A 23,870-nucleotide genomic window follows, 5' to 3' on the forward strand; every position below is an offset into this window, starting at 1 on the left:
TTAATTAGCTGTCCAGCATATTCAATTTTATTTTTTCATTATGAAAAAAAAGTCAATATTTGGTGATAGATATAGAGAGATAGAAATCGGCAATGTTGTTAATATAGCGGTCGATGAACCTCTTGTCCTAGAATGTGGCGTTAAGGTTGCTAATATACCTATAGCCTATCAGGCATATGGAAAAATTAATAAAGATAAAAGCAATGTAGTTTTGGTTTGTCATGCCTTAACCGGTGATCAATATCTTTGTGGAGAGCATCCGGTTACAGGTAGAATAGGTTGGTGGGATAGAATGGTAGGGGTTGGAAAACCTATTGATACAGACAGGTTTTTTGTTATTTGCTCTAATATAATTGGCGGTTGTATGGGGTCATTTGGACCTAAGGAAATCAATAAAGAAACTGGCAAACAATATGGGCTTGACTTCCCATTTATTACAATAGGCGATATGGTAAAAGCCCAGTCGTTATTGTTGGACGCGATCGGGATAAAAAAAATATTCTGTATAGTTGGCGGTTCAATGGGAGGTATGCAGGCTCTTGAGTGGGCTAGATGTTTCCCTGAGCGGGTTTTCGCGGTCATGCCAATCGCGACTGCTGTCCGCCAGTCAGCACAGAATATAGCTTTTCATGAAATAGGTAGGCAAGCTATAATGGCGGATCCCAATTGGTGCGATGGTAATTATCTGCAAATACGTAATTACCCGTCTAAAGGACTTGCGGTAGCGCGCATGGCCGCTCATGTTACCTATCTTTCGCAAAAGACATTACAAGAAAAATTCGGTCGTAATCTTCAAAATAGGCAGAGCGTTACCTATGGTCTGGACGCTGATTTCAGAGTAGAAAGCTATCTTCGTCATCAGGGGACTAGTTTTGTCGAACGATTTGATGCCAACTCTTATCTATATTTGACCAGAGCCGCCAGCTATTTTGATTTAACTGAAGGTAATGACAGCAAGCTTACAGATATATTTAAGGGAACAAAAACCCGTTTTTGTGTTGTTTCATTTAGTAGTGACTGGTTATATCCAACCTCTGAGAGTCGTTATCTGGTAAGAGCCTTAAACGCCGCCGCCGCTGATGTCAGTTTTACCGAGATAGAAAGCGACAATGGGCATGATTCCTTTCTGCTGGATATACCGGAATTTGATGATGTGGTGCGTGGGTTTATAGAGGGGAGCGCGGAGATGTATGGAGTATAATAAAACTAATAATATCAATATATTGTTAGCTATAATTAAAGTTGTTGATTAAGTAGGCATTGTAAAAGTCAAATAATTCGGTGTCAGATTTTGTAAAGTCACTAATTGAGTCAAACTTTATAAATGAGGCAACGCATGAGCAAACAAGAATTACGCAGTGGCAAGGACAGAGTTCTTGAGTCAAGCACAATAAAGCGGATGGAGTTTTTATGTTCGGAATATGAATTAATTAAGGCAAAGCGACACACAAGATTTTGTTTTGTCAGTGAATTTTATAAATTTCATAATCTAACCCGTCAGAATTTCATAAAATACTATAATCGTTACAAAAGTAGTGGTTCTAAATTAGAATTATTGCCTCAAAAACGCGGTGCTAAATATAAAACTAGGAGAATTTTACCTCATATAGAACAACAGATTATAGGCTTACGGCAAAAAGGTTTGAATCGTTTTGAGATACATGCTGATTTACAGATTTCTGAACATGAAACTCGTCCTTGTCCTAGCACTATTTATAATATAAGCAAAAAACATGGATTTAACAGATTGCAGCCAAGAATGATGGAAGAAAAACGCAAGATTATCAAAGAAAAAGCCGGTGAGCTAGGGCATATAGATTGCCATTACCTACCCAAAGGCATGATTTCCGGTGATAATAAACGTTATTATCTGGTGGGGCTGATTGACCATAAAACTTCTCTAGCGTGGTGTGAGGTTATTCCTGAAGTTACATCGCTAAATGTGATGTTTTCTACAATGAAGCTACTTAATTTATTCAAGAAAGAGTTTGGTTTTGATTTTGTTGAGATACTAACGGATAATGGTTCAGAGTTTGGCAGTGGTAGTAACGATCCAGCAACTATTAAGAAAAATCCTTTTATGCGTCTGCTTTTTGAACTTAAAATAAAACATCGCCGAACTAAACCTTACAGACCACAAACTAACGGAAAAATAGAGAGATTCTGGAAAACAATAGAAGAAGATTTGCTGCGTGAAATGGTATTCGACTCGCTAGACCAGCTCAAAAATGAAGTGTTCGAGTATATGACTTACTACAACTACGCAAGACCTCACTCCGCCGCAAATGGAAAAACTCCTTCTCATCTTATTGGAAAAAATATAACATGAAACAGATTACAAAATCTGACACCGAATTATTTGACTTTTACAGGCTTGACTATGGTTTTGGATTTAAGATACGATTTAAGAGCGATAGCCGACATGGTTGAACCAAATTCCACATTGCTTGATGTTGGCTGTGGGGATGGTGATTTACTATATTGGTTGAAAAAAGAAAAATCCGTAGTGGGTAGAGGTATAGAATTATCTCAAAATGGGGTAAATAACTGTATTTCAAAAGGATTATCAGTAATGCAAGGTAATGCTGATACAGATTTATCTTTTTATCCTGATAAGGCATATGATTACGCTGTTCTTAGTCAAACTCTGCAAACACTTGAAAATCCAAGAAAAACATTGGAGAATTTGGTTCGTATCGCAGATCGTACCATAGTTTCGGTCCCTAATTTTGGACATTGGAGAAACCGTTTATATTTAACATTTTTTGGTCGTATGCCTGTTACTCGTAATCTTAGTTATCAATGGTATGACACTCCTAATATCCACTTTTGTACGATTACCGACTTTATGGAACTTTGTGCTAATCTCGGGTTATCGGTGGAGAAGACCGTCTATATTACTGAAACAGGAACATCATCCAATGTTGTAGGGTATAAATGGGTTGCCAATCTTTTTGGGCAACATGGTATTTTTATGCTTTCTGGTTGATATAGTCATTACTCTGTATTTAACAATATGTTGTGTATTTTTACTTACATTTCACGGTTAATGTAATTAATAAAATAAATTAATGATATATATACAATATTGAGATATGCTTCGTTAGTTATGAAATTCTATTAGGTTATGTATGGTTTTGAGGCATAGAAAATTAATAAAAAGATTAATAATACTAATATTATTAATTATAGGTGGGTTCGAGTGGCTTCTATTTTCAATAAGCGCTTGGATTAAGCCAGAAATTTATCAGCAACAGGTTTTAGATATTATTAAAAAACAAACCGGTAAAGATCTAACCATCGCTGGTAACGCCAGATTCGTGTTACTACCTACTCCAAGATTAGTTATTCAGGGTTTAGAGATGGATAATAGCAATAGTGACCTATTCGCTCCTAGCCTTTACTCAGAAAAGCTAGAAGTTCATATAGAGCCGATGTCACTTTTATCAGGTGAGGTTAGCATAGCGGGAGTTACGCTTATCAATCCGATTCTCTCTTTAGAAAGAGGTGGCGACAATATTATCCATTGGGATTGGCTTAATATAAATCTTCTTAATAGCCTTGATAATAGCGACAATAAGAAAACTCCGCCATTTTATATAAGGGGTGGTATTATTAGTTATCGCGATAATATACATGATCAGAATATTTTTATAGAGGATATTAATCTAACCGCTAATTATAATAATTATCTATATTTAAGCGGTAGTATGAAACGTAATAAACGTTCATACAATTTTACCATAGATAATAGTCCATCAGATATAAAAATTGACAATGGTTTTTATATCAACTTTCAGATGGCAGGTGATAATACTGGGAGAATCAATCTAAAAAGTGCTATTCTATCACTTGGAGAGTCTCCAGAAATTGTCGGGACAATAAATTTTACCGCTAGCGATATGTGGAGTTGGATGCATTTACCATCCAGATATAAAAACAATGAGAAAGATAAAAATCAAAAAAAAGTCGCTAAGAGGCTCTTTGATATGCGGTTTGACGCGTCTTGGAAATTAAAAGATGGTTTTATCAATATTGATGAGTTTTCATTAAATGGGTTAAATTCAAAAGGAGGCGGCAAGGCTAAAGTTTATTGGAACAAATGGCATCCAACCATAATTACCGACACAAGATTTGAATATATAGATTATTTTGTATGGAAAGCCGTCATAGAAGATTCAATGGCTGCGAAATTGCGTAGTGCGCATCCTGATGATTATGTGCAAAATTACGATTTTAACCCTACTAATCCTCTGCCAGAAAATATTGAGCTAAAGCTTAATATGAAAGCGAATAATGTCCTATTTGGAGAGCAGAAATGGGAGAATGTAGCGTTAAATACAGTGCTTGATAATGGAGCTGTAACCATAAATCAGTGTGATATTAACCTAAAAGGTGATGGTCTTCTGTCAATATTTGGGGTTGTTTCGCAGGGTGGTCTGGGTAATCTTCGCTTTGAGGGTAATATGGAAGCCAAAGGAAAAAAATTTCATGAATCAATAGAAATGTTTTATCCTGCGGCGAATAAGCTACCTGATATAGGAAATGGAAAATTTGTGATAGACTCCAATTTGTATATGGATAGTCAGCAAATTCGGTTGTTTGAGGCAGATGCTGTTATTGATGGTCAAGATATGAGTGGAACCATGACAGCCTATATTGCTGGAGTCCCTCGTGTTGACATGAAGATAAAGTTAAAAGATGTAAATTTTGACTATATAAGAGATGTACTGCTAACAGATAATTTTACCGATGATAGTATTCCAGAAACTACGAGTAACTTGATTGAAAAGAAATCGTCTATCATTAAAAAATATTCTGATAATCGTTTTGATTGGCTTAAAAAAATTCCAACGAGGATGGATATTAAAGTATACATTGATGATTTTACTTTTATGGAAAAAAAGGGAGATAAGGCTTCTTTTTATTTATACGCTTACAAGGGAGACTTAAGACTTTCGGATATTCGTTTTGTTTATCCTGACTCAACAACAGAGCTGAATTTTAGTCTGAATGTAAATAATTTGCTGCCATATGTAAATTTAATGATCAATGCTGATAATTTAGATACGGAGTATTTTATTCCATCATCAGCGAAGATTGAGCATAGTAAAGACAAAAATAGTGCTAAAAAATTAAGAAGCCTCAAAAAACGAAAAATTCTTAAAGAAGAAATAAACGAGTATATTGATAGCCGTATTCCTATGGAATGGATGGGAGAAGTTGATGGAATACTAGACATTAATTTACGCAAATTGATACATAAGGGGTTCACTTTTGAGAATGTTAAAATGCGGGCGAACCTAGAAAGCAGAAAACTGAAAATAACAAATTTAGATTTTGTTTATTCTCAAGCTGAAACCAGTATGGCTGGCAGTGTTTATGGTGGTAAAGTTCCCGGTATTTTGCTTAATTTTACTATGTCTAAGGCTGATATTTACGATATATTAAATCCGGTAATAGGTCTAAATAATATAAATGGATATAGTAGTTTAAGTGGTACTATCTCAACTACCGGCTGGAACTTTAGAGAATGGCTTGAGCAGATGGAAGGAAAATTTCTAATTTCCGCTCGTGGCGTAAAAGTGAAAGGCATAAATATATTTGGTGTTAGCAATATAATTGAGGTAGCGCGTTCTTCCGCTGACGTATTTAACAATGTAAATAACGTTGTTACTAAAGGAACCACCGAGTTTATGGTTGATGGTTCAATTAATGTAAGAAAAGGTGAGATAAGAGCGCCCGGAGTTACTCTAAGAAGCGGTTTGGTTACAGGGACTATCATTGGTGGTATAGATCTTAAAAGTCTTTCTGGTCAGTTTTCTATATTATTCAGATTTTCAAACCTATCTCCTGATATAATTCCAATAATGGTATTGCAACTTTCTGGTAAGTTAAATGATCCGTCAATAAGAGTAGATACGTCCTCACTTGAGGATTTCGTCGCCAAAAGGAATGTCGGTAGGAACATCGGGAATTAGGTTGTGGCTATTCTATTTTGTAGTATAATTTTTGCAAGCTCAGCTCTACTATTTTGGATACAACCACTTTTCACTAAATCACTGCTACCATCACTTGGTGGTTCCCCGAGTGTTTGGGGCATTTCTATGGCATGTTTCCAAATGTTGTTACTTTCTGGTTACTGGTACGCTAATCGTGTAACAACCATTTTTACAGTAAATAAGCAAGTTATCATTCATATTGCTATCGTAGTGATAGCTGTATTATATATGTGGAAAATGCCGTTTTATATAGAGGTAGATAGTGATGCTTATATTTACCCTATAAGATGGCAAATTCAGAAACTTTTTTTATATGTAGGGCTGCCATTTTTTTTATTAGCCAGTACCTCGGTTCTGCTGCAGAGGTGGTATGTAAATATTAGCGAGCAGGATAATATATATTGGCTATACGCAGTTAGTAATGCCGGTAGTATGTTTGGTATACTTGGTTTCGTAGTATTGATAGAACCATTTATTGGAATAGAGTCGCAGATAATACTATTTCAGTATATATTTACCATAATTGGTATAATGCTAGTGCTATGTGCTATAATTTACAATAATGCGGCAAAATATAGTATTATCAATTTATATAAATCCACAATTTCTGTAATTCCTATAGGAACAAAACTACACTGGATGCTATTGTCGGCGGTACCTTCTGCCTTTCTTATCGCTATTACTACCTATGTGACTACAGATATTGCACCGATACCATTATTGTGGATGTTGTTTTTGGGGGTTTATCTTGCAAGTTTTATAATGGCGTTTAGCGGTTGGAAACGTCTATCACTACCATTACTGTTGAGATTGCAGATAATATTTACCCTGCCCATATTATTAGAATTCCTTACAGGAGTCTATTCTATAAGAGATGTATTTTCAATAATATGGTACAGTAGTATGTTTTTCATAACTGCGCTTATATGCCATATAATCCTTTATAGGATGCGTCCGGAAGCGTCTAACCTCGCTGTATTTTATTTATATTTATCAGTAGGTGGAGTGTTGGGAGGTTTTTTTATTACTTTCGTAGTGCCATCATTATTTAATATGCTTTTTGAGTTACAAATAATCATTGCGCTTGCTCTTATGCTTCGTCCATCCAAAAAAAGAATTGCCTCTACATTTCGCAAAGATTTAAAGATCATATTTGTTTTTTTGATTTTAATTTTATCTTCGCTATTCATTGCGACAAATCTTACTTATCCTTTTGGTGCTTTTTTATTAGTTATTATATTTTTAGTTACAACTTATGCTGTGTTTAAGTATTGTTTGTCAGGTTATCAAAAACCATTCCGTATGGGCTTGTTCTATATAGTTATAGTCTCATCTGGGTTGTTATTTCATAATTCTTCAGGTGGATTAGTAAAGTCTATTCGTAATTTTTATGGAGTCCTAAAAATTAGGAACCATGACTTAGAAGCTATAATACTAAATAATGGTACTACGGTACATGGTATCCAATATATTTCAGGTAAAAAACATCTTATTCCTATGTCATATTATCATCCAAGTGGTCCGGTAGGTGATGTAATTAATGCGTTGCAGAAGGAAAAATATTCTATGGATATTGCTGCTATTGGTCTTGGTGTAGGCAGTATAGCTTGTTATGGTAGAAAAGAAGATAAAATATCGTTTTTTGAGATTAATCCTGCCGTAATAGATATAGTAGAGAATAGCGATTATTTTTCATATGTTAAGGAGTGCGAACCAACGGTTAATATAATAGCGGGTGACGGAAGACTACAAATTAAAAAATATGGTAAGATGTTTGATCTAATAGTTTTAGATGCTTTTACCTCTGACTCTATACCAATCCACTTGCTTACCTACGAAGCCTTTATTTCCTATAAAAAACATCTAAAGAAGGACGGGGTTATACTAATAAATATAAGCAATCGTTATCTTAATCTTGGCAAGGTCGTGTCTGCCATAGCAAATAACTTAGGAATGGATGCTATGGTATTTTTTGATAAGGATATAAGTCAAGATAAATATAAAAACACATCAATCTGGGTGGTTATGGCAAAAAAATCAGTGATTAAGCAAATGAATTTGCCTAAACATTGGGGTAAGTTGGATAGTATGGATTCCGTATATTTGTGGACAGACGATTACTCTAATATACTTAGATTGATGTTTTAGGTTTTCATATAATTGTCTTTTCAATATATTATATTATAGTAAGCTTATTTGCCGATATTTGGTTTTTGTCATGTCACTTACGTGTGGTTTCAGTAATTGGTTAAACTATTTGTAATCAATGCGGTAAGTGATACGCTAGTACAAACTATTCTTAGTGGAATTTATAAATTATGATAGTAGTCCAGAAGTCAGCCGAAACCAAATTGATGGAAATGTTAGGGTTTATCCATAACCCAGATGGTTGGTGGGCTATACATTTTCATCTGGACACTCTTCTTGAGCAATATAAAAGCGAATATCAGTTTAAGATAGCTATAAATTTAATCAGAGATTTACTTAAAGGCTATGAAGGTGGAATTTACTATATGGCGGATCACAGCATAATAGTAGTGTGCTGCGATCTTGAACATAACATAATGAATAAGCTTATTTTCCAGTTGCGCTATCTATATATGGACGATCCGGTTAGTTATCTTGACGATGGTGAGGAAAATTCAGATTTTTGTACCATATATAATCTGAGTGATAATTTCCAAGATTTTATGGATATGTGCGGAAAACGTATGGCGTTTCTTGTTCGTCGGAACTCAGCGGCGGAAAGAGCTGGCAATCTTGCTATGTCAGAGGAATCACCACGTTCGGTTAAAAGAAAGTTTGACGTATCAAGTCTTGCTGCTGTTGAAAGAGATTTACAGAAGGCTGATATACAGCGTGTTCTTCGCCGTCAACCAGTTTGTGCCGTGTCTCCAGATATGAGCATGCGTAGAATTTTTGAGGAGATGTATATAAATATAATGCATCTACGTCAGCTTCTTAAAACGGATGTTGATTTTTTAAGTAACCGCTGGTTATTCAAATATATGACACAGTTGCTTGATAATCGGATGCTTGAATTATTTCGTGGTAACATAAACAGATATACCGGAAGTCCCGTAAGTCTGAATCTAAATGTTGAGACTATTATATCAAGCCGTTTTGCCAAATTTGATTCCATGATAAAACCATCATCAAAGGTTGCCATAGTAATAGAGATACCAGCTATAGATGTGTTTGTTGATATAAACGCTTTTAAGGTAGCAAGAGATGAGGCGCAAAGGCTTGGTTATCGTGTTTGTCTTGATGGTGTAAGCGTTGATAGTTTTCTGATGGTAAACAGCAAAAAGTTAGGGATTGATTTGGTGAAGATGCAGTGGAACGCTGATATAGAGGATGATCTCAACAATACAGCCAATTTAGAAATATCAGAAGCGATACGAAATTTTGGCAGTAACCGTGTGATATTATGTCGCTGTGATAACAAAGAAGCGGTACAATATGGTCAGGCGCTTGGTATATCTCTATTTCAGGGACGTTATATAGATAAGATAATCACCCCTGATCTAAAAATAGAGAATTGATCTGATGTAAGGAGTCTAATAATTGATGTTCACCGTAATTGAGACAATGGATGCCAGATATATTTGGTCTGGGGTAATTTGGGCGATAGTAATGGGACTTGCCGTCGGAAACTATGCCTGTTCACTTATTCACCGTTTGCCACGTGGTCGTTTGCTACTTGATAAAAAACCATATTGCGGTAGCTGCGGAGCTTTGCTTCAGGTGCGTGACCTGTTTCCGGTAATCTCCGCTGTGCTACTTCGTCATAGATGTCGTTATTGCGGAACTTCTTATCCAACTTCACATACCGTAACTGAGTTGCTACTTGCTTCTATATTTGTATTTGCCTTTCTTAAGTATGATTTCAGTGATATGGCGATACTCACAATTACTTTATCAGCTTTTTTGATTATTCTTGCCGCTATAGAAGTAAATGAAAAAATTATCATGGGTAAGGTAATAATATGCACGATTATAGTCGGTATGCTGCTTAGGGTTTACACTGATGGAGTGTTGTTCAATTTCGTGCTTGGCGGGTTGTTCGCCACTGTTATCGGCGCGGTAGTCTGGAGAAAATCCATTGAAAAAGTTGGGCATATATATCGTCTACCAAAACAAGCGGAAATTATGGCAATGGCTGGTATATGCGTAGGTGCTAAGCTGTTCCCGCTATTTTTACTATTATTTATAGGATTTACGTTTGCTATATGGTTATATGCCAAAATTAGCAGTGGTGTGTTTTATATTACTATACCGCTTGGTTTAGCTATTATGTCTACCATTTTTTATGCTAGTTAGATAGCGCAAATAAACTGCACGACTGGTTAAAATAAAAATAATAACAATGAATAACCATAAAAAATATTGGCTTACGGTAATTGGCATCAATGAGGATGGGATTTCTGGTCTGTCGCAAGACGCACGTTCTCATATTGAGAATGCTGAATTAGTTATTGGTGGCGCGCGTCATTTAGAATTGGCTAAAGACTTAATAACAGGCAAAAGTGAAATTTGGCAAAGTCCAATTGAAAGAACAATTGAGCAAATTATGCGACCGACCGCTTGCCACAGACCTCTGACCACTGTCCTAGCATCTGGTGATCCATTTTGTTACGGGATAGGAGCTACTCTTAATCGTTTTATTCCCATAGATGAGATGCTGGTTATTCCCGCGCCTTCCTGTTTTTCTTTAGCGGCGGCAAGGCTCGGTTGGGCATTGCAGGATACGGTAACTATTGGGCTTAACGGTAGAGCTTTGGAAAAAATAATTCCACACTTGCAGCCAAACGCGAAAATAATGGCACTATCAACCGATGAAACAACACCACACTTGTTGATGGAACTGCTTAAAAAGCGTGGTTTTGATGAGATAAAATTTTTGGTGTTGGAACATCTAGGAGGTGAAAAGGAGCGTATAGTTGAGTTCAAAGAAGAAGATAACTACGCTCGCCTTAATATGATAGCGCTTGAGATAATGGAGAATTCAGCAGGAAATATAATACCAATTTCTAGCGGCATAGATGATAGTTTTTTTGAGCATGACGGACAATTAACCAAACGGGAAATACGGGCGATTACTTTGTCTAGTCTTGCTCCTAAGAGAGGGCAATTGCTGTGGGATATTGGTTTGGGAGCAGGTTCTATCGCCATTGAGTGGATGCTTCATAACTCATCTAATCGCGCTATTGGTTTTGAGAAAATTCCTGAGCGGGCCGAACGTGCGAAACGTAACGCGATAAATCTTGGAGTACCAGACTTACGGATAATAGAAGGCAGCGTACCAGATAGTTTGCGGGAAATAGAAGCACCAGACGCGATTTTTATCGGCGGTGGAGCTGGCAATCCCAAAGTGATTGAGACGGCATGGAGCGCTCTTAAAAAAGGCGGTAGGATGGTTATAAACTCTGTGACTGTTGAAACGGAAGCTACGATTCTAGCGGCGTACAAAAAATATGGCGGTGATATAATCCGTATTGGTATAGAGCGTTCAGAGGCGGTGGGAACGATGACAGGTTTGCGTCCCGCTATGAGTGTGTTGCAATGGAGCGTGGTAAAATATTGACTTATGAGAGTTATTTTTGTATGATATAAATATGATTATCATCATATAAATATATAAATCGGAGATCACATGACAATGCTACGTAAAACTATTACTATATCAGATACTATGGAAAGCTGGGTGAAATCTCAGATTAACAGTGGTTTATATGGTAATGATAGTGAATATTTTCGTGATTTGATTAGAAGGGATCAAAGCCAAAAATTAGCGGAGCAGCGTTTACGTTCCCTTGTTGATGATAGTCTAGAAAGTGGAATAAGTGAGTCAAAAATCCCTGATATTATGAGGAAAGTTGAAGATAGGCTCATTAAAAATGGCAAACTATAAGCTTACCAATAACGCGGAAAGTAATTTAGATAATATTTATGAATACTCTATTCTAAATTTTGGATTAGAAATCGCCAGAAAATATATGTTGGGATTACATGAGTGTTTTGATTTATTGGCAAAAAATCCGACATGGGGTAGTAATTATGGGTTCATATGTAATGGATTGTTGCGCTATGAATACCGTTCGCATGCGATATATTACATTAATGATAAGAAAAATATTTTGATACTAAATATTTTGGGCGGAAAGCAAGACCCTATTTTGAGTGTAGAGTTTAATTTTTAGGTGTTAGATGAATAATTCCATAATCGCAATTGGTATTGGTTGTCGCAAGAATTGCTCAGTTGCCGAAATAATAGAACTGATACATACAGCTTTAGAAAAAATTGATATGGTCGTTACCGATATAACGGTTATGGCAACAGCATGGGTGAAAGAAAAAGAAGATTGTATAATAAATTCCGCCGATGCTCTTGATATACCATTAGTTATTATATCAAAAGAAAAATGTGAGGAAATGGCCGGTATGGAGCAGACAGTATCGCAAAAAGTAATAGAGTTATTTTCCATTCCATCAGTGGCGGAAACCGCTGCTCTTGCCGCCGCTGGAAAGGGAGCTAAACTTATTTGCTCACGCGTAAATTCAGCGTCCGCTACTTGCGCCATAGCACTAGGAGAGGGGTAGATGACGATTCATTTTATTGGAGCGGGACCGGGTGCCGCCGACATGATAACATTGCGTGGAAAGAAATTGATAGAATCGTCTCCCATCTGTCTTTACGCCGGTTCACTTGTGCCTGAGGAAATGCTTAGCTGGTGTCCTAAGGGCGCGAAAATTGTTAATACCGCCCCGCTGGATTTAGATAAAATAGAAGCGGAATTTATTGATGCTCATGAAAAAGGATTAGACGTGGCGAGGCTTCATAGTGGTGATTTATCCATATGGTCGGCGATGGGTGAGCAGATACGCCTTTTGAAAAAACTTGGTATTCCCCATACGATTACAGCAGGCGTACCATCTTTCGCCGCCTCTGCTGCCGCTCTTTCGTGCGAATTAACATTGCCGGAGTTGGCGCAATCATTAGTCTTAACCCGTACCAGTGGTAGAGCGTCCGCCATGCCCGAAGGTGAGTCTCTTGCCACGTTTGCTAAGACGGGAGCGACAATTGCCGTTCACCTATCAATCCACGCTCTGGATAAGGTAGTAGATGAGCTTGCTCCGATTTTAGGAAAAGATTGTCCAGTCGCTGTTGTCTACCGCGCGACATGGGAAGATGAGAAAATCATCCGCGCGACACTTGGTACGATTGAGAAATTGGTGGATAATAAGGAAATAGAACGTACTGCTCTTATTATAGTAGGAAAAGTATTAGCGGAAGAAAATTTTCGTGACTCCGCCCTTTATGATGCTGATTACCACCGGAGGTATCGTAGTTAAACTCTCGCAAGCAACTCGCCATTGCGGTCAAAAATTACTATTTCTAACTCTATGTCAGCATTCCTTATTACTTCTTGCGCTGTTTTAAGCGCTTTTTCAGCCACGACAGACGCTATGTTATAACCATGTTTTCCTGCTATTTCCAAAGCGTGTTTTGCGGTATTTGCCTGTTTGATTTCCTCAATTCCGCTGATTTTGGCAAGAAAATTAACATCAACACTGCCAGCCCGTGAGTGCAAGTCTAATAACCCTTGCGCCAGTTTGCACATTTTGCCAAAACCACCCGCTATCGTCACTTTTTCTATAGGGTGGTTGCGTAGATATTTTAACATTCCGCCTACAAAATCACCCATATCAATAAGTGTGTCTTCCGGCATACTATATAATTTGCTTACCGCGAGTTCTGAGGTTCTGCCGGTTGCTCCTGCTACATGTTTGATTTCGGCGGCACGAGCAACGTCAATGCCACGATAAATGGAATGAATCCACGCCGAGCAAGAGAAGGGGATGACAATTCCAGTAGTCCCTAAAATAGAAATACCTCCTAAAATCCCCAGTCTTGGGTTTAGTGTTTTGAGCGCTAATTTTTCCCCGTCTTTTACTGATATCTCAATCTCCACATCATTATTTACATTATATTTCTTGGCTATTTCCTCTATAGCCGTTGCTATTATCTGTCTTGGCATAGGATTGATGGCAGGTTCGCCAACATCAAGAGGCAGTCCGGCTTTGGTAACTTTTCCTACGCCTTTGCCAGCAGAAAATAGAATGCCGCCGCCTTTTTTAGCATAACTGACTTTAGCCGTTATCACCGCGCCATGTGTAACATCAGGATCATCGCCTGCGTCTTTTACTACACTAGCGGTAGCGTATGTTTCAGATAGCTCTGTATGAGCTAAGGAAAAAAACGGGCGCTCGCCACGTGGTAGCGATACATCAATCATATCAGGGAATTTTCCGGTGATTAATGCCTCAAACGCCGCTTTCGCCGCCGCCGCCGCGCATGTGCCGGTCGTCCAGCCTCTACGCAAATCGCTATTTGGTTTAGATTCTTTCATAAACCTGTTGTAGCTGAGTTTGCTATGTTATATCAAACAGATATAGTCATTTAAGGTAATTTTTACCGCAAACGACTATTAAAACCATCACCGAAAGTGGTGGTTTTACGCCGCGAAGCGGGCGGGATTACTTTATTTTTGTCTATAAAAATAAAGTGAAACGACTATAAACTCAGAAATGGTAAAATATGGTGAAAACTTTAATGGTTGCCGCGCCCCGTTCTGGCTCCGGTAAAACTACGGTAACACTTGGATTGCTCAGGGCTTTAGCACGGCGTGGTATAAAAATATCCTCGTTCAAATGTGGTCCTGATTATATAGATCCAGCATTTCATAAGGTGGCGACAGGACGTAGTTGTTATAATCTTGATAGCTGGACAATGCCAGAGCATGTGCTTGCCGCAAATTTTAGACGAGGAATAGGTGGCGCAGAATTTGTGATAGCCGAAGGCTCTATGGGGCTATTTGATGGGGTGGCTATGGATGGCGCTAGCGGTAATGGGGCATCTTCAGATATAGCTGCTCGTTTTAACATGCCGGTTCTCTTAGTTGTTGACGCAAGCGGTCACTCGCAGTCGGCAGGGGCGGTCGCTCTTGGGTTTAATAATTTCAATCCAGATATTAAAATCGCTGGTGTGGTGCTTGGGAATATAGCAAGTGAACGTCATTATAATCTGGCGAAGATTGGAGTGGAGAAAGCGGGAATAAAAGTATTTGGGTTCTTGCCACGTGGCTCTGTTCCCCCCATACCAGAGCGGCATTTAGGATTGGTTCAGGCGGGAGAAATAGCGAATATTGAAAAAATGATTGACGCGGTGGCGGATTCCATAGAAAAACACTTAGATATTGATAGTATTTCGGCAATGGCTTGTCATCCCGCACTTGTTGCGGGATCTAGGAATAAAACCACAGACTTAATTTGTAATTTTATACCCCGCGACAAGTGTGGGGCGGCAGTGCGAAGAATCGCCTTAGCGTCCGACATAGTATTTTCATTCATGTATGAGCATGTTTTAGCGGGTTGGCGGGAAAGTGGTATAGAGATTATCCCATTTTCACCACTTGCGGATGAGCCTCCGGATATGGATGCCGATCTATGTTGGCTGGCTGGTGGTTATCCTGAATTGCATGCTAACACACTATCTAGTAATAAAAATTTTCTACATGGATTACAGGAGTTCGCTACAGAAAAACCAGTGCATGGTGAGTGTGGTGGCTATATGGTACTCGGTGAGGCGATTATTGACGCGGGCGGAGCGGAACATAAAATGGCAGGACTACTTCCGCTTGTCACTTCATTCTCAAGTAAAAAGTTGCATCTCGGCTATCGTAAAGTAACGCTTGCCACTGACTGCCCAATAGGATTAAAGGAGAGCATAGTACGTGGGCACGAGTTCCATTATGCTACCGTAATAAAACAGGGTGAAGCTGAATCTATAGGTGATATAGAAGACGCTAACGGATATGCGCTTGGCTCAGCGGGAATGAAATCGGGTAATGTATCAGGAACATTTTTTCATATGGTGGCGGGTGAGGAATAAAAAATGGTAGGTAAAATAATATTGGTTGGGGCGGGATGTGGTAATCCTGAACTCCTTACGCTTAAAGCTGTTAGGGTTCTTAAAGAAGCCGAAATTGTCCTTTACGATAAACTGGTCTCACCGGAAGTGCTAGCGATGGCAAACCCGCAAGCGGAAAAAATATCGGTGGGCAAAAAAGGGCACGGAAAATCATGCCGCCAATCCGATATTAATGAAATGATGGTAAGATTCGCCCTTGACGGCAAAATTGTGGTGCGTCTTAAAGGCGGCGATCCGCTTATATTCAGCCGTGCGGCAGAGGAAATGGCAGCGGCAAGAGGGGCGGGAATAGAGGTGGAAGTTGTTTCTGGAATTACTACAGCACAATCCGTAGCTGCTATTCTTGGTTTCCCACTGACCCACAGGGAATCAGCGAGGAGATTGCAATTCGTAACCGGTCATGACCATAAAGGCGGGCTTCCCGAAGGAGTTGACTGGCAGGCGGTCGCTGATGAAAACGCGACAACGGTCGTTTACATGCCAAAGAAAACGCTTTCGGCGTTAAGCGAAAAAATTCAAGAATTTGGTCTTAACCCTGATACTCCAGCGGTTGCGGTCATGAACGCCACTTTGCCAAGCCAGAAAATAATAAAAGGGACAATCAATACAATTCCACAACTACTAGAGGACACGACTATGGAAGGTGCGGTTCTAGTTGTTATTGGTAAGGTGGTTAACTGACTCTTGGTTCCCGCGAACACTAAAGAAATGCTTATAAGCTAGCGATAAGCATGTTAGAACAATAGGCACCGTTACCATAAGGTTAAATAAAATCTCTATAACTAAGGATATTTTTGGGTCTTTTGTAAATACTGAAATTACTAGAGCAACTAATATTGTTGGTATTAAATATAATATATTTAGGACAAGTAGTCTTGATTTATTAAGAAATGTTGCTTGCCATATGTCATCAATAACCGTGCCCTCTTCTGGAAATGATCTGGCTGGTAGCACAATACAAAGTCTTGAATTTACTAATAATACAAATATAGAGACGAATATAGTTAATAAACTTGTCAGTAGGATAGTATTTCCTGTCAGCATACCGTATCTTGCGAACATTACATTGACTGAAGACCAAATGATATTTGGAATCATCGCTATAACTGCTATAGTCATCGCAAATATCATATAATTTAAGACCCTTATATTAAAGAAGCTCATATAATCTAAGCTTTCGCCTTTTACTACAAAGCGATGCCAAGCGGAGGCAGAAAAAGAGTAAGTGTATAATATCACAAAAACAAAAATTAGCAGCTCTAGGCTGGGATTACTAATTTTATACACTATGTAAAAATAACTATGCCCTACAATAAAAAATGAAGAAACAATAGTTAATAATATATTTATAGAAAAGAATTTTACATAGTCAATATAGTAGATTTTTACAAATTTTAGTGATTCAATAAAAATAGAAATCACTGGCAATTTTGAGTCTTCTGGAATTTTTCTTCTATTTGTCAGTATCCTTATTCTTCTGTTCTCTCTAATCTTTAACAAGGAACGTATTAGAACTACAGGAATAGAAAGTAAAAATATAATAGAAACAATAGCTTTTAATAGTCTAGGTTCTAATAACATTATTATAGCAAATAATAAAGCAACTCCAGTCATTATTAGTTGTTTTTTAGGATAACCACCCATAGTTAAACAATTTTTTTTCTATTAGTCATTTTCCATACAACCAGCCACTTACCGCGCCAAGCGCTAACCAGAATAGCGCCATACTGCCAATTGAGGCGGCGGCAAACTGAGCGTTAAGTTCTGTTGGCACAATTCCACCAAGTGGCGCTTGTGGCGCGCCAATCATGTGAGGTATGGCTATGATAGCAGCGGCGATTATTTTTACTATGCTATTTTTATTAAATACCATAGCGTACAGACCAAAAGCGGTAGCCAGCACGGTTGCTACCCACCATATTTGGCGGGCTTGTAACTCAGCGGCGAGTGTTGTCGGCAATTCAGGTGGCAAGCCAAAAGATGGAGCGAGAGAGAAGGTGGCAAATCCCGCCACTCCCCACAATATACCCTTATCCATATTCATATTATCGTTTCTTAAAACAAAAAATCCTACCATGATGAGGGCAAACCCAACGCCCATTCCTATGTCAGTAAGCAGGCGGTAAGCGTCGCGCTCAAATCCGTCCTCAGGTGCCCATGCCTCAGAATCATGCTCGTGAGAATTCGTATTATGTTCGTGCCCTGCGCCTTGTTCAGCAGGAGCGTTTTGTTCATAAGTCTCCGCTTGTAATATCAAGGGATTAAGTTTCGCGCTTTGTACCAGAAACGACAGAAAACCAGCGACTATACCAGCCACTAAAGCGGTAATTAAAATCTTTTGCATAATTAGACCCTATATTAATTCGTTAAGATATACCTTTAATGCCATACCAATGCTAATGGCACGGGAAGGCGGCGGAGTGTCGAGTATCATGGGCGGCATTATGAACCGCGTCAATATTGGCAAATCCGATAAGGTAAATAAAAATACCACCGATTAATATAGAGGAAATAGCAGCCAGCTTGCCGCTAGCTATAGTGTTCAAAGAACTGTCTGTTCTAGTAATTGTTTTATACATAAAAAACCTCGATGCGTAAAATGATACACATCACTGCAAACTTGGATTTTTAATCCTCACCGATCACCCAGCCCGATGCGTTTGCGCGTGACAACTTAACCGATGGCATGTCTCCTGACTCGCGAGTTGCCGTTCTGTTACGTCTTCCCGATTTCCCAGTGACATAATGTAACAAAACTATCGCATACAGTTGCAGGGGCAGTTGTGGAGTTGGACTATAGCCCGTACCACATTCCATTTTCATTTCTACCGATTTCACACCAGCAGAAAAACCATCATTCGCCAGACTATAGAGCCAGTGCGTTCGCGTCAATCTTTTTATGGTAGATTTTATAAAATTAGGTTGCGAAGTTAAGAGGCTTGCTTTAACTGGTTTGTCTTTGTTACTTTAATAAGGAATCCTTCCCAATGAAAAAAATAGTTTCTTTAAGTGTTTTGCAATCTATTCTAGTTGTGAGTTTTGCCTCCACCCAGCCTGCTTATGCCGGAGGTGTCTCTCTGCCTGATGATCATGCCCCGATTGGGGTTATGGGGGATCATAATCATAGAAAAGGCGAGTGGATGGCTTCGTACCGCTATAGCCGTATGGAAATGGATGGTAATCGCGACGGAGATAGCAGAATCAGTAGAGCTTCCGTACTTAATAATTTTGTGGTAGCTCCACTTGATATGACGATGGAAATGCATATGTTTGGGCTTATGTATGGTGCAAGCGATAGTCTCACTATAATGGGGATGCTGCCATATATCAGGAAATCCATGAATCATGTCAATCGTATGGGAACTTATTTTGAAACGGAGACAGAAGGGGTTGGGGATTTCAAATTAAGCGGCATATACACGTTGTATGATTCAGGAAGTAACTCAGCGCATCCAAATAATCATTCACACCGTAGTAAACATAATTTATTGTTTAATTTTGGCGTGAGCCTGCCAACTGGAAGCGTTGATGAGCGAGGTGATACTCCAGCAGGCTCTAATCAGAAGCTCCCATATCCGATGCAGCTTGGCTCTGGGACTTTTGACCCGCTTCTTGGTCTTACCTATACCAGTAAATATGATAGATGGTCGTGGGGAGGGCAGATCGGCACAGTGCTGCGTTTTGGAACGAATAGTGAGGGCTATCGTCTAGGTAATGAGTATTCCGCTACAACATGGATAGCACGTGACGTTACCGAGTATGCGAGCATTTCTTTCCGCTTAGACGGAAAATCATGGGGAAATATTCACGGTAGTGATCAAGATCTGAATCCAATGATGGTGCCAACTGCCCGCACTGACTTACGTGGAGGAGAGCGCGTTGACGCTCTGGTCGGACTCAACTTATATAAACCTTCGGGAAGTCTTTCTGGAAATAGGCTGGCTTTAGAATTTGGTGTGCCAGTTTACCAGCGTCTCGACGGACCACAGCTTGAGACTGATTACCGCCTAATGCTTGGTTGGCAGCTAGCGTTTTAGATCTACCCAGCTAGCTCTTGCAAGATAGCTTCTCCCATTTCAGAAGTGGATGTTTTTTGTTTTCCTTCTTGCATGATGTCAGCGGTGCGTAGACCTTTGGCAAGAACATTTTTAATGGCGTTTTCCAGCTTGTCAGCCTCGTTTTTCAGATCAAATGAGTAGCGCAGCATCATAGCGAAAGAAAGTATGGTCGCTATTGGGTTAGCCATGTTTTTTCCGGAAATGTCTGGAGCTGAGCCATGTACTGGTTCATAAAGAGCTGGAGTTCCCGCCTCACCAAGCGAAGCGGAGGGAAGCATGCCAAGAGAGCCGGTAAGCATAGAGGCGATGTCAGACAAAATATCCCCGAACATGTTATTAGTTACCATCACGTCAAATTGTTTTGGATTACGGACAAGCTGCATAGCGGCGTTGTCAACATACATATGTGATAATTCAACATCGCTATATTCATTCTGTCCAACTTTAGTGACTTCCTCACGCCACATTTCAGTACATTCTAGAACATTAGCTTTATCTACCGAGCAGAGTTTTCCACCACGCTTTTTCGCCAGTTCAAAAGCGACACGGGCGATGCGAATAACTTCCGGTGAGGTATAGACTTCCGTATTTACGCCTCTGCGTGTCCCGTCCGCTAGCTCCTCCACACCACGTGGCTGTCCAAAATAAATCCCACCGGTGAGTTCACGCACAATCATAATATCAAGTCCAGCAACTATATCATGCTTCAGGCTGGAAGCGTCCGCCAGAGCGTCAAAACACACGGCTGGGCGGAGATTGGCAAACAGACTAAGAGCTTTGCGTATTCCAAGTAACCCTTTTTCAGGACGTGATGCGATTGGTAGCGATTCCCACTTAGGGCCACCTACAGCTCCAAGAAGGACAGCGTCAGATTGTTTGGCGGCGGTTACGGTCTCTTCTGGAAAAGGCGTGCCAACTTTATCGTAAGCCACGCCACCGAGCAGAGCCTCGCTGGTTTCAAATTTTACATTACCATTGTCGCTGAACCAGTCTATTATCTTTTTAGTCTCCATCACCACTTCTGGACCAATACCATCACCAGCGAGCAGTAATATTTTTTTCGTTGTCATTATACTATCCTCTTATTAAATCCTTAAAACTATCACCTAGTCTGGCGGGAGTGACGGTGATTTTATCCCATACTTTACCTTTTACATAAGGCTCTGATGCAAGCCAAGCGTCTAGTTCAGCTCTTGAGGAGAAATTGACAAGGATATTTGAGCCAATCATTTTTCCATTATCATCAAGTAGTGCCGCGCCACAGAGCATGTTACCATTTTCCCGCGCGAGTGTCATCGCTTTAGTGTGCTCTTCACGTGCCGCTAGCCTTCTTTCCATAGCTTTTTCATCAGTAGCGTCATACGCCATAATTACAAATTGCTGCATATAATTTCCTATATTTAAGTTTGTTCTTGTGAAAGCATGTTTGCTTTCGCATTAGACTCCACTTTTCTGGTTGCTGACTCACACGACCCGTCGGACATGCATTTTTTATAGCTGTGGTAGTAAATCACAACACAGTATCTTCTTCAGCTATGCCGCGAGCCAAGGAGTATTTTGTTTTTGTTTTTGCTCATAGGTGGCGATAGAGTCCATTTTTTCCATAGTAAGACCTATATCATCCAACCCATTAATTAAGCAGTGTTTACGAAATGGCTCAACCTCAAACGAGAAATCTGGAGTGTTCTGACCATCAGCTTTTACAGTTTGTTTATCCAAATCCACAGATATTTTAATACCATTTTTTGCCGCCTGCATAAGCGGCAGAGCATTTTTTTTTGGTAAAACAATTGGTAATATGCCATTCTTAAAGCAGTTATTGAAGAATATATCAGCGAAGGACTCAGCGATTACACATCTGATTCCAAAATCAAACAATGCCCACGGTGCATGCTCACGTGAAGACCCACAGCCAAAATTAGCACCAGAAACTAATATCTCCGCTTTATCATATGGGCTGTTATGTAAAACGAAGTCAGGAATAAAATCGCCATTCGCTTTGTAACGCATCTCATAGAACAAGCCTTCTTTAAGACCTGTACGCTTAATTGTTTTAAGAAATTGCTTCGGGATAATCATGTCAGTATCAACATTATCAATAGGAAGGGGGGCTGCTATAGCTGATAATTTATTAAAAGGTTTCATATTTTCTCCGTCATTCAGGGGAATGGATTTCTACTAATGAGCGCAATACGCTAATATAGTATTCATCAAGTCTTCCAAGGGTCTATATCAATCGGGGTGAGGTTATCGGGCTTCGCTGGTTTTCCATAATCTAACTCGTTCCAGTTAATTTCCTCTTCTTTTTTCCTCTTCTTTTTCTTTCTTTTAGACGGAGAAAACCAATCTTTTATTTTTGTAAATAAAGACATTATTCCAACTCCCTAGCATCCGCAAGCTTACCTGTAACCGCCGCGGCAACCGCCATCGCCGGTGATAGTAGGTGGGTACGCCCGCCACGACCCTGTCTTCCCTCAAAATTACGATTAGAGGTAGAAGCACAACGTTCACCATCAGAAAGCTTATCGGCGTTCATGGCAAGACACATAGAGCAACCCGGCTCACGCCATTCAAAGCCAGCCTCTAAAAATATCTTATCAAGACCTTCTTTCTCCGCTTGCTCTTTTACGAGTCCTGAACCCGGTACTACCATAGCCAGTTTCACATTGCTTGCCACCTTGCGCCCTTTGGCGAATTTTGCCGCTTCCCGTAAATCCTCAATGCGACCATTAGTACAAGAACCGATGAATACCTTATCTATTGCTATATCAGTAAGCTTCTGTCCGGCTTTAAGCCCCATATACTCAAGAGCGCGCGCTTTACTTGGTGTATCCCCAGCGGGGACGGAGGCGGTAATTGGCAGCACATCTTCCGGTGAAGTCCCCCATGTTACTTGTGGTACTATATCGCCAGCATTTAATATAACCTCCGCGTCATATTTAGCACCAGCATCAGAAGGCAAAGTCTTCCAGTAAGTAACAGCTTTTTCCCAGTCAGCGTCTTGCGGCGCTTGTGGTCTTCCTTTCAGATACTCAAATGTTTTTTCGTCAGGAGCGATAAGACCAGCGCGCGCTCCGGCTTCTATCGTCATATTGCAAACCGTCATCCGCCCTTCCATAGAAAGCTCTCTTATCGCCTCACCAGCATATTCTATAACATAACCAGTACCACCGGCGGTTCCTATTTTCCCAATAATCGCAAGAACTATGTCTTTCGCGGTAACTCCTACTGGTAGTTTGCCATCAACCCGAACTAACATATTTTTCGCACGGCGTTGAATAAGGGTTTGGGTAGCAAGAACATGCTCTACCTCAGAAGTTCCTATACCAAAAGCAAGTGCGCCAAAAGCTCCATGTGTGCTGGTATGTGAGTCACCACAAACTATGGTCATACCTGGTTGGGTAAAACCTTGCTCAGGACCTACTATATGAACTATTCCCTGCCGCTTATCATCCATCGCGTAATGGGTTATGCCAAACTCCTCGGCGTTATCGGCTAATGTCTGCACTTGCAATCGGGAAGTCTCGTCTTTTATCACTCCTTGCTTACGCTCTGGCGTGGTTGGAACATTATGGTCAGGAACAGCAAGCGTAGCGTCAGGGCGACGTACTTTGCGTCCAGCGGTGCGCAACCCCTCAAAAGCTTGCGGACTTGTTACCTCATGAACCAAATGCCTATCTATATAGATTAAACAAGTACCGTCATCCTGAGTATGGACAAGATGATTTTCCCATATTTTATCAAAAAGAGTTCTAGGCATCAGTGACAATATCTATGTGATAGCTGATGAAGAATGTACCAATCATTAGCGCCAGC

Annotated in this window: 24 protein-coding genes and 1 riboswitch; of the genes, 15 read left to right on the forward strand and 9 right to left on the reverse strand. The window is 39.7% G+C overall.

Translation table 11 applies throughout. The annotated features are described in order from the left end of the window. Positions 1-40 precede the first annotated feature (40 nt). From R3D71_01790 to cobM, 12 genes are all read left to right on the forward strand, one after another. A complete protein-coding gene (locus R3D71_01790) occupies positions 41-1,201 on the forward strand; it encodes a homoserine O-acetyltransferase (GenBank protein MEZ5690382.1) in 1,161 nt (386 codons plus the stop codon). 135 nt (positions 1,202-1,336) lie between these two features. Beyond that, positions 1,337-2,329, forward strand: coding sequence for an integrase core domain-containing protein (locus R3D71_01795; protein MEZ5690383.1), 993 nt, complete (start codon positions 1,337-1,339; stop codon positions 2,327-2,329). 51 nt (positions 2,330-2,380) lie between these two features. Next, complete coding sequence (gene metW, locus R3D71_01800; GenBank protein ID MEZ5690384.1) at positions 2,381-2,989, forward strand: methionine biosynthesis protein MetW; 609 nt, start codon at positions 2,381-2,383, stop codon at positions 2,987-2,989. Between the two features lie 142 nt (positions 2,990-3,131). Further along, on the forward strand, positions 3,132-5,981 hold the full coding sequence (locus R3D71_01805) for an AsmA family protein (GenBank protein ID MEZ5690385.1): 2,850 nt from the start codon (positions 3,132-3,134) through the stop codon (positions 5,979-5,981). 126 nt (positions 5,982-6,107) lie between these two features. After that, positions 6,108-8,150 carry a fused MFS/spermidine synthase gene (locus tag R3D71_01810; protein MEZ5690386.1) on the forward strand — a complete coding sequence of 681 codons (2,043 nt, stop codon included), beginning with the start codon at positions 6,108-6,110 and terminating at the stop codon, positions 8,148-8,150. A 170-nt stretch (positions 8,151-8,320) separates the two neighbouring features. After that, positions 8,321-9,547, forward strand: a complete 1,227-nt coding sequence (locus tag R3D71_01815; protein ID MEZ5690387.1) for a hypothetical protein — start codon at positions 8,321-8,323, stop codon at positions 9,545-9,547. A 25-nt stretch (positions 9,548-9,572) separates the two neighbouring features. Continuing rightward, positions 9,573-10,325 carry a prepilin peptidase gene (locus R3D71_01820; protein MEZ5690388.1) on the forward strand — a complete coding sequence of 251 codons (753 nt, stop codon included), beginning with the start codon at positions 9,573-9,575 and terminating at the stop codon, positions 10,323-10,325. A gap of 46 nt (positions 10,326-10,371) precedes the next feature. Further along, positions 10,372-11,589, forward strand: a complete 1,218-nt coding sequence (gene cbiE, locus R3D71_01825; GenBank protein ID MEZ5690389.1) for a precorrin-6y C5,15-methyltransferase (decarboxylating) subunit CbiE — start codon at positions 10,372-10,374, stop codon at positions 11,587-11,589. 69 nt (positions 11,590-11,658) lie between these two features. Beyond that, the gene (locus tag R3D71_01830; protein MEZ5690390.1) at positions 11,659-11,916 is read left to right on the forward strand and encodes a type II toxin-antitoxin system ParD family antitoxin; all 258 of its coding nucleotides are present in this window, start codon (positions 11,659-11,661) and stop codon (positions 11,914-11,916) included. Continuing rightward, entirely contained in the window at positions 11,903-12,205 is a 303-nt protein-coding gene (locus R3D71_01835; GenBank protein ID MEZ5690391.1) for a type II toxin-antitoxin system RelE/ParE family toxin, read from the forward strand. The genes R3D71_01830 and R3D71_01835 overlap by 14 nt, the downstream gene beginning before the upstream one ends. Positions 12,206-12,212: 7 nt before the next feature. Then, complete coding sequence (locus R3D71_01840; protein ID MEZ5690392.1) at positions 12,213-12,605, forward strand: cobalamin biosynthesis protein; 393 nt, start codon at positions 12,213-12,215, stop codon at positions 12,603-12,605. Continuing rightward, positions 12,606-13,358, forward strand: a complete 753-nt coding sequence (gene cobM / locus R3D71_01845) for a precorrin-4 C(11)-methyltransferase (GenBank protein ID MEZ5690393.1) — start codon at positions 12,606-12,608, stop codon at positions 13,356-13,358. Here cobM and R3D71_01850 read toward each other — a convergent pair. Further along, on the reverse strand, positions 13,355-14,416 hold the full coding sequence (locus R3D71_01850; GenBank protein MEZ5690394.1) for a cobalt-precorrin-5B (C(1))-methyltransferase: 1,062 nt from the start codon (positions 14,414-14,416) through the stop codon (positions 13,355-13,357). The two genes, cobM and R3D71_01850, sit on opposite strands and share 4 nt — an antisense overlap. A gap of 188 nt (positions 14,417-14,604) precedes the next feature. On the opposite strand from R3D71_01850, the gene R3D71_01855 reads away from it, so the two are divergent. Then, the gene (locus tag R3D71_01855; GenBank protein ID MEZ5690395.1) at positions 14,605-15,957 is read left to right on the forward strand and encodes a cobyrinate a,c-diamide synthase; all 1,353 of its coding nucleotides are present in this window, start codon (positions 14,605-14,607) and stop codon (positions 15,955-15,957) included. A gap of 3 nt (positions 15,958-15,960) precedes the next feature. Then, positions 15,961-16,677, forward strand: coding sequence for a uroporphyrinogen-III C-methyltransferase (gene cobA / locus R3D71_01860; protein ID MEZ5690396.1), 717 nt, complete (start codon positions 15,961-15,963; stop codon positions 16,675-16,677). Here cobA and R3D71_01865 read toward each other — a convergent pair. From R3D71_01865 to R3D71_01875, 3 genes are read right to left on the reverse strand one after another with little or no spacing between them, the layout of a single operon-like run. Further along, positions 16,648-17,640, reverse strand: a complete 993-nt coding sequence (locus R3D71_01865; GenBank protein MEZ5690397.1) for a hypothetical protein — start codon at positions 17,638-17,640, stop codon at positions 16,648-16,650. The two genes, cobA and R3D71_01865, sit on opposite strands and share 30 nt — an antisense overlap. A gap of 25 nt (positions 17,641-17,665) precedes the next feature. Further along, positions 17,666-18,340, reverse strand: a complete 675-nt coding sequence (locus R3D71_01870) for a CbtA family protein (protein ID MEZ5690398.1) — start codon at positions 18,338-18,340, stop codon at positions 17,666-17,668. A 52-nt stretch (positions 18,341-18,392) separates the two neighbouring features. Then, the gene (locus tag R3D71_01875; protein MEZ5690399.1) at positions 18,393-18,575 is read right to left on the reverse strand and encodes a CbtB-domain containing protein; all 183 of its coding nucleotides are present in this window, start codon (positions 18,573-18,575) and stop codon (positions 18,393-18,395) included. Between the two features lie 86 nt (positions 18,576-18,661). Then, positions 18,662-18,867: riboswitch (cobalamin riboswitch) on the reverse strand. 116 nt (positions 18,868-18,983) lie between these two features. Between R3D71_01875 and R3D71_01880 the strand changes: the two genes are divergently transcribed. Next, positions 18,984-20,033, forward strand: a complete 1,050-nt coding sequence (locus R3D71_01880) for a hypothetical protein (protein ID MEZ5690400.1) — start codon at positions 18,984-18,986, stop codon at positions 20,031-20,033. Between the two features lie 2 nt (positions 20,034-20,035). On the opposite strand, the gene leuB is transcribed toward R3D71_01880, so the two are convergent. The 5 genes from leuB to leuC all read right to left on the reverse strand — a co-directional run bounded on the left by leuB (position 20,036) and on the right by leuC (position 23,814). Then, entirely contained in the window at positions 20,036-21,124 is a 1,089-nt protein-coding gene (gene leuB, locus R3D71_01885; GenBank protein MEZ5690401.1) for a 3-isopropylmalate dehydrogenase, read from the reverse strand. Positions 21,125-21,128: 4 nt separating this feature from the next. Further along, complete coding sequence (locus tag R3D71_01890) at positions 21,129-21,440, reverse strand: YciI family protein (GenBank protein MEZ5690402.1); 312 nt, start codon at positions 21,438-21,440, stop codon at positions 21,129-21,131. Positions 21,441-21,587: 147 nt separating this feature from the next. Continuing rightward, on the reverse strand, positions 21,588-22,199 hold the full coding sequence (gene leuD / locus R3D71_01895) for a 3-isopropylmalate dehydratase small subunit (GenBank protein ID MEZ5690403.1): 612 nt from the start codon (positions 22,197-22,199) through the stop codon (positions 21,588-21,590). Positions 22,200-22,264: 65 nt separating this feature from the next. Then, entirely contained in the window at positions 22,265-22,426 is a 162-nt protein-coding gene (locus tag R3D71_01900) for a hypothetical protein (GenBank protein MEZ5690404.1), read from the reverse strand. Further along, the gene (gene leuC, locus R3D71_01905) at positions 22,426-23,814 is read right to left on the reverse strand and encodes a 3-isopropylmalate dehydratase large subunit (GenBank protein ID MEZ5690405.1); all 1,389 of its coding nucleotides are present in this window, start codon (positions 23,812-23,814) and stop codon (positions 22,426-22,428) included. Before leuC ends, R3D71_01900 begins: the two co-directional genes overlap by 1 nt. Positions 23,815-23,870 lie beyond the last annotated feature (56 nt).

Source organism: Rickettsiales bacterium (assembly GCA_041396965.1).
Classification (GTDB): Bacteria; Pseudomonadota; Alphaproteobacteria; order Rickettsiales; family SXRF01; genus SXRF01.

Excerpts from the sequence above, each read along its gene's own strand:
- R3D71_01790 (MEZ5690382.1), top strand. The coding sequence starts at position 41 with ATGAAAAAAAAGTCAATATTTGGTGATAGATATAGAGAGATAGAAATC.
- R3D71_01795 (MEZ5690383.1), top strand. The coding sequence starts at position 1,337 with ATGAGCAAACAAGAATTACGCAGTGGCAAGGACAGAGTTCTTGAGTCA.
- metW (MEZ5690384.1), top strand. The coding sequence starts at position 2,381 with ATGGTTTTGGATTTAAGATACGATTTAAGAGCGATAGCCGACATGGTT.
- R3D71_01805 (MEZ5690385.1), top strand. The coding sequence starts at position 3,132 with ATGGTTTTGAGGCATAGAAAATTAATAAAAAGATTAATAATACTAATA.
- R3D71_01810 (MEZ5690386.1), top strand. The coding sequence starts at position 6,108 with ATGGCATGTTTCCAAATGTTGTTACTTTCTGGTTACTGGTACGCTAAT.
- R3D71_01815 (MEZ5690387.1), top strand. The coding sequence starts at position 8,321 with ATGATAGTAGTCCAGAAGTCAGCCGAAACCAAATTGATGGAAATGTTA.
- R3D71_01820 (MEZ5690388.1), top strand. The coding sequence starts at position 9,573 with ATGTTCACCGTAATTGAGACAATGGATGCCAGATATATTTGGTCTGGG.
- cbiE (MEZ5690389.1), top strand. The coding sequence starts at position 10,372 with ATGAATAACCATAAAAAATATTGGCTTACGGTAATTGGCATCAATGAG.
- R3D71_01830 (MEZ5690390.1), top strand. The coding sequence starts at position 11,659 with ATGACAATGCTACGTAAAACTATTACTATATCAGATACTATGGAAAGC.
- R3D71_01835 (MEZ5690391.1), top strand. The coding sequence starts at position 11,903 with ATGGCAAACTATAAGCTTACCAATAACGCGGAAAGTAATTTAGATAAT.
- R3D71_01840 (MEZ5690392.1), top strand. The coding sequence starts at position 12,213 with ATGAATAATTCCATAATCGCAATTGGTATTGGTTGTCGCAAGAATTGC.
- cobM (MEZ5690393.1), top strand. The coding sequence starts at position 12,606 with ATGACGATTCATTTTATTGGAGCGGGACCGGGTGCCGCCGACATGATA.
- R3D71_01850 (MEZ5690394.1), bottom strand. The coding sequence starts at position 14,416 with ATGAAAGAATCTAAACCAAATAGCGATTTGCGTAGAGGCTGGACGACC.
- R3D71_01855 (MEZ5690395.1), top strand. The coding sequence starts at position 14,605 with ATGGTGAAAACTTTAATGGTTGCCGCGCCCCGTTCTGGCTCCGGTAAA.
- cobA (MEZ5690396.1), top strand. The coding sequence starts at position 15,961 with ATGGTAGGTAAAATAATATTGGTTGGGGCGGGATGTGGTAATCCTGAA.
- R3D71_01865 (MEZ5690397.1), bottom strand. The coding sequence starts at position 17,640 with ATGGGTGGTTATCCTAAAAAACAACTAATAATGACTGGAGTTGCTTTA.
- R3D71_01870 (MEZ5690398.1), bottom strand. The coding sequence starts at position 18,340 with ATGCAAAAGATTTTAATTACCGCTTTAGTGGCTGGTATAGTCGCTGGT.
- R3D71_01875 (MEZ5690399.1), bottom strand. The coding sequence starts at position 18,575 with ATGTATAAAACAATTACTAGAACAGACAGTTCTTTGAACACTATAGCT.
- R3D71_01880 (MEZ5690400.1), top strand. The coding sequence starts at position 18,984 with ATGAAAAAAATAGTTTCTTTAAGTGTTTTGCAATCTATTCTAGTTGTG.
- leuB (MEZ5690401.1), bottom strand. The coding sequence starts at position 21,124 with ATGACAACGAAAAAAATATTACTGCTCGCTGGTGATGGTATTGGTCCA.
- R3D71_01890 (MEZ5690402.1), bottom strand. The coding sequence starts at position 21,440 with ATGCAGCAATTTGTAATTATGGCGTATGACGCTACTGATGAAAAAGCT.
- leuD (MEZ5690403.1), bottom strand. The coding sequence starts at position 22,199 with ATGAAACCTTTTAATAAATTATCAGCTATAGCAGCCCCCCTTCCTATT.
- R3D71_01900 (MEZ5690404.1), bottom strand. The coding sequence starts at position 22,426 with ATGTCTTTATTTACAAAAATAAAAGATTGGTTTTCTCCGTCTAAAAGA.
- leuC (MEZ5690405.1), bottom strand. The coding sequence starts at position 23,814 with ATGCCTAGAACTCTTTTTGATAAAATATGGGAAAATCATCTTGTCCAT.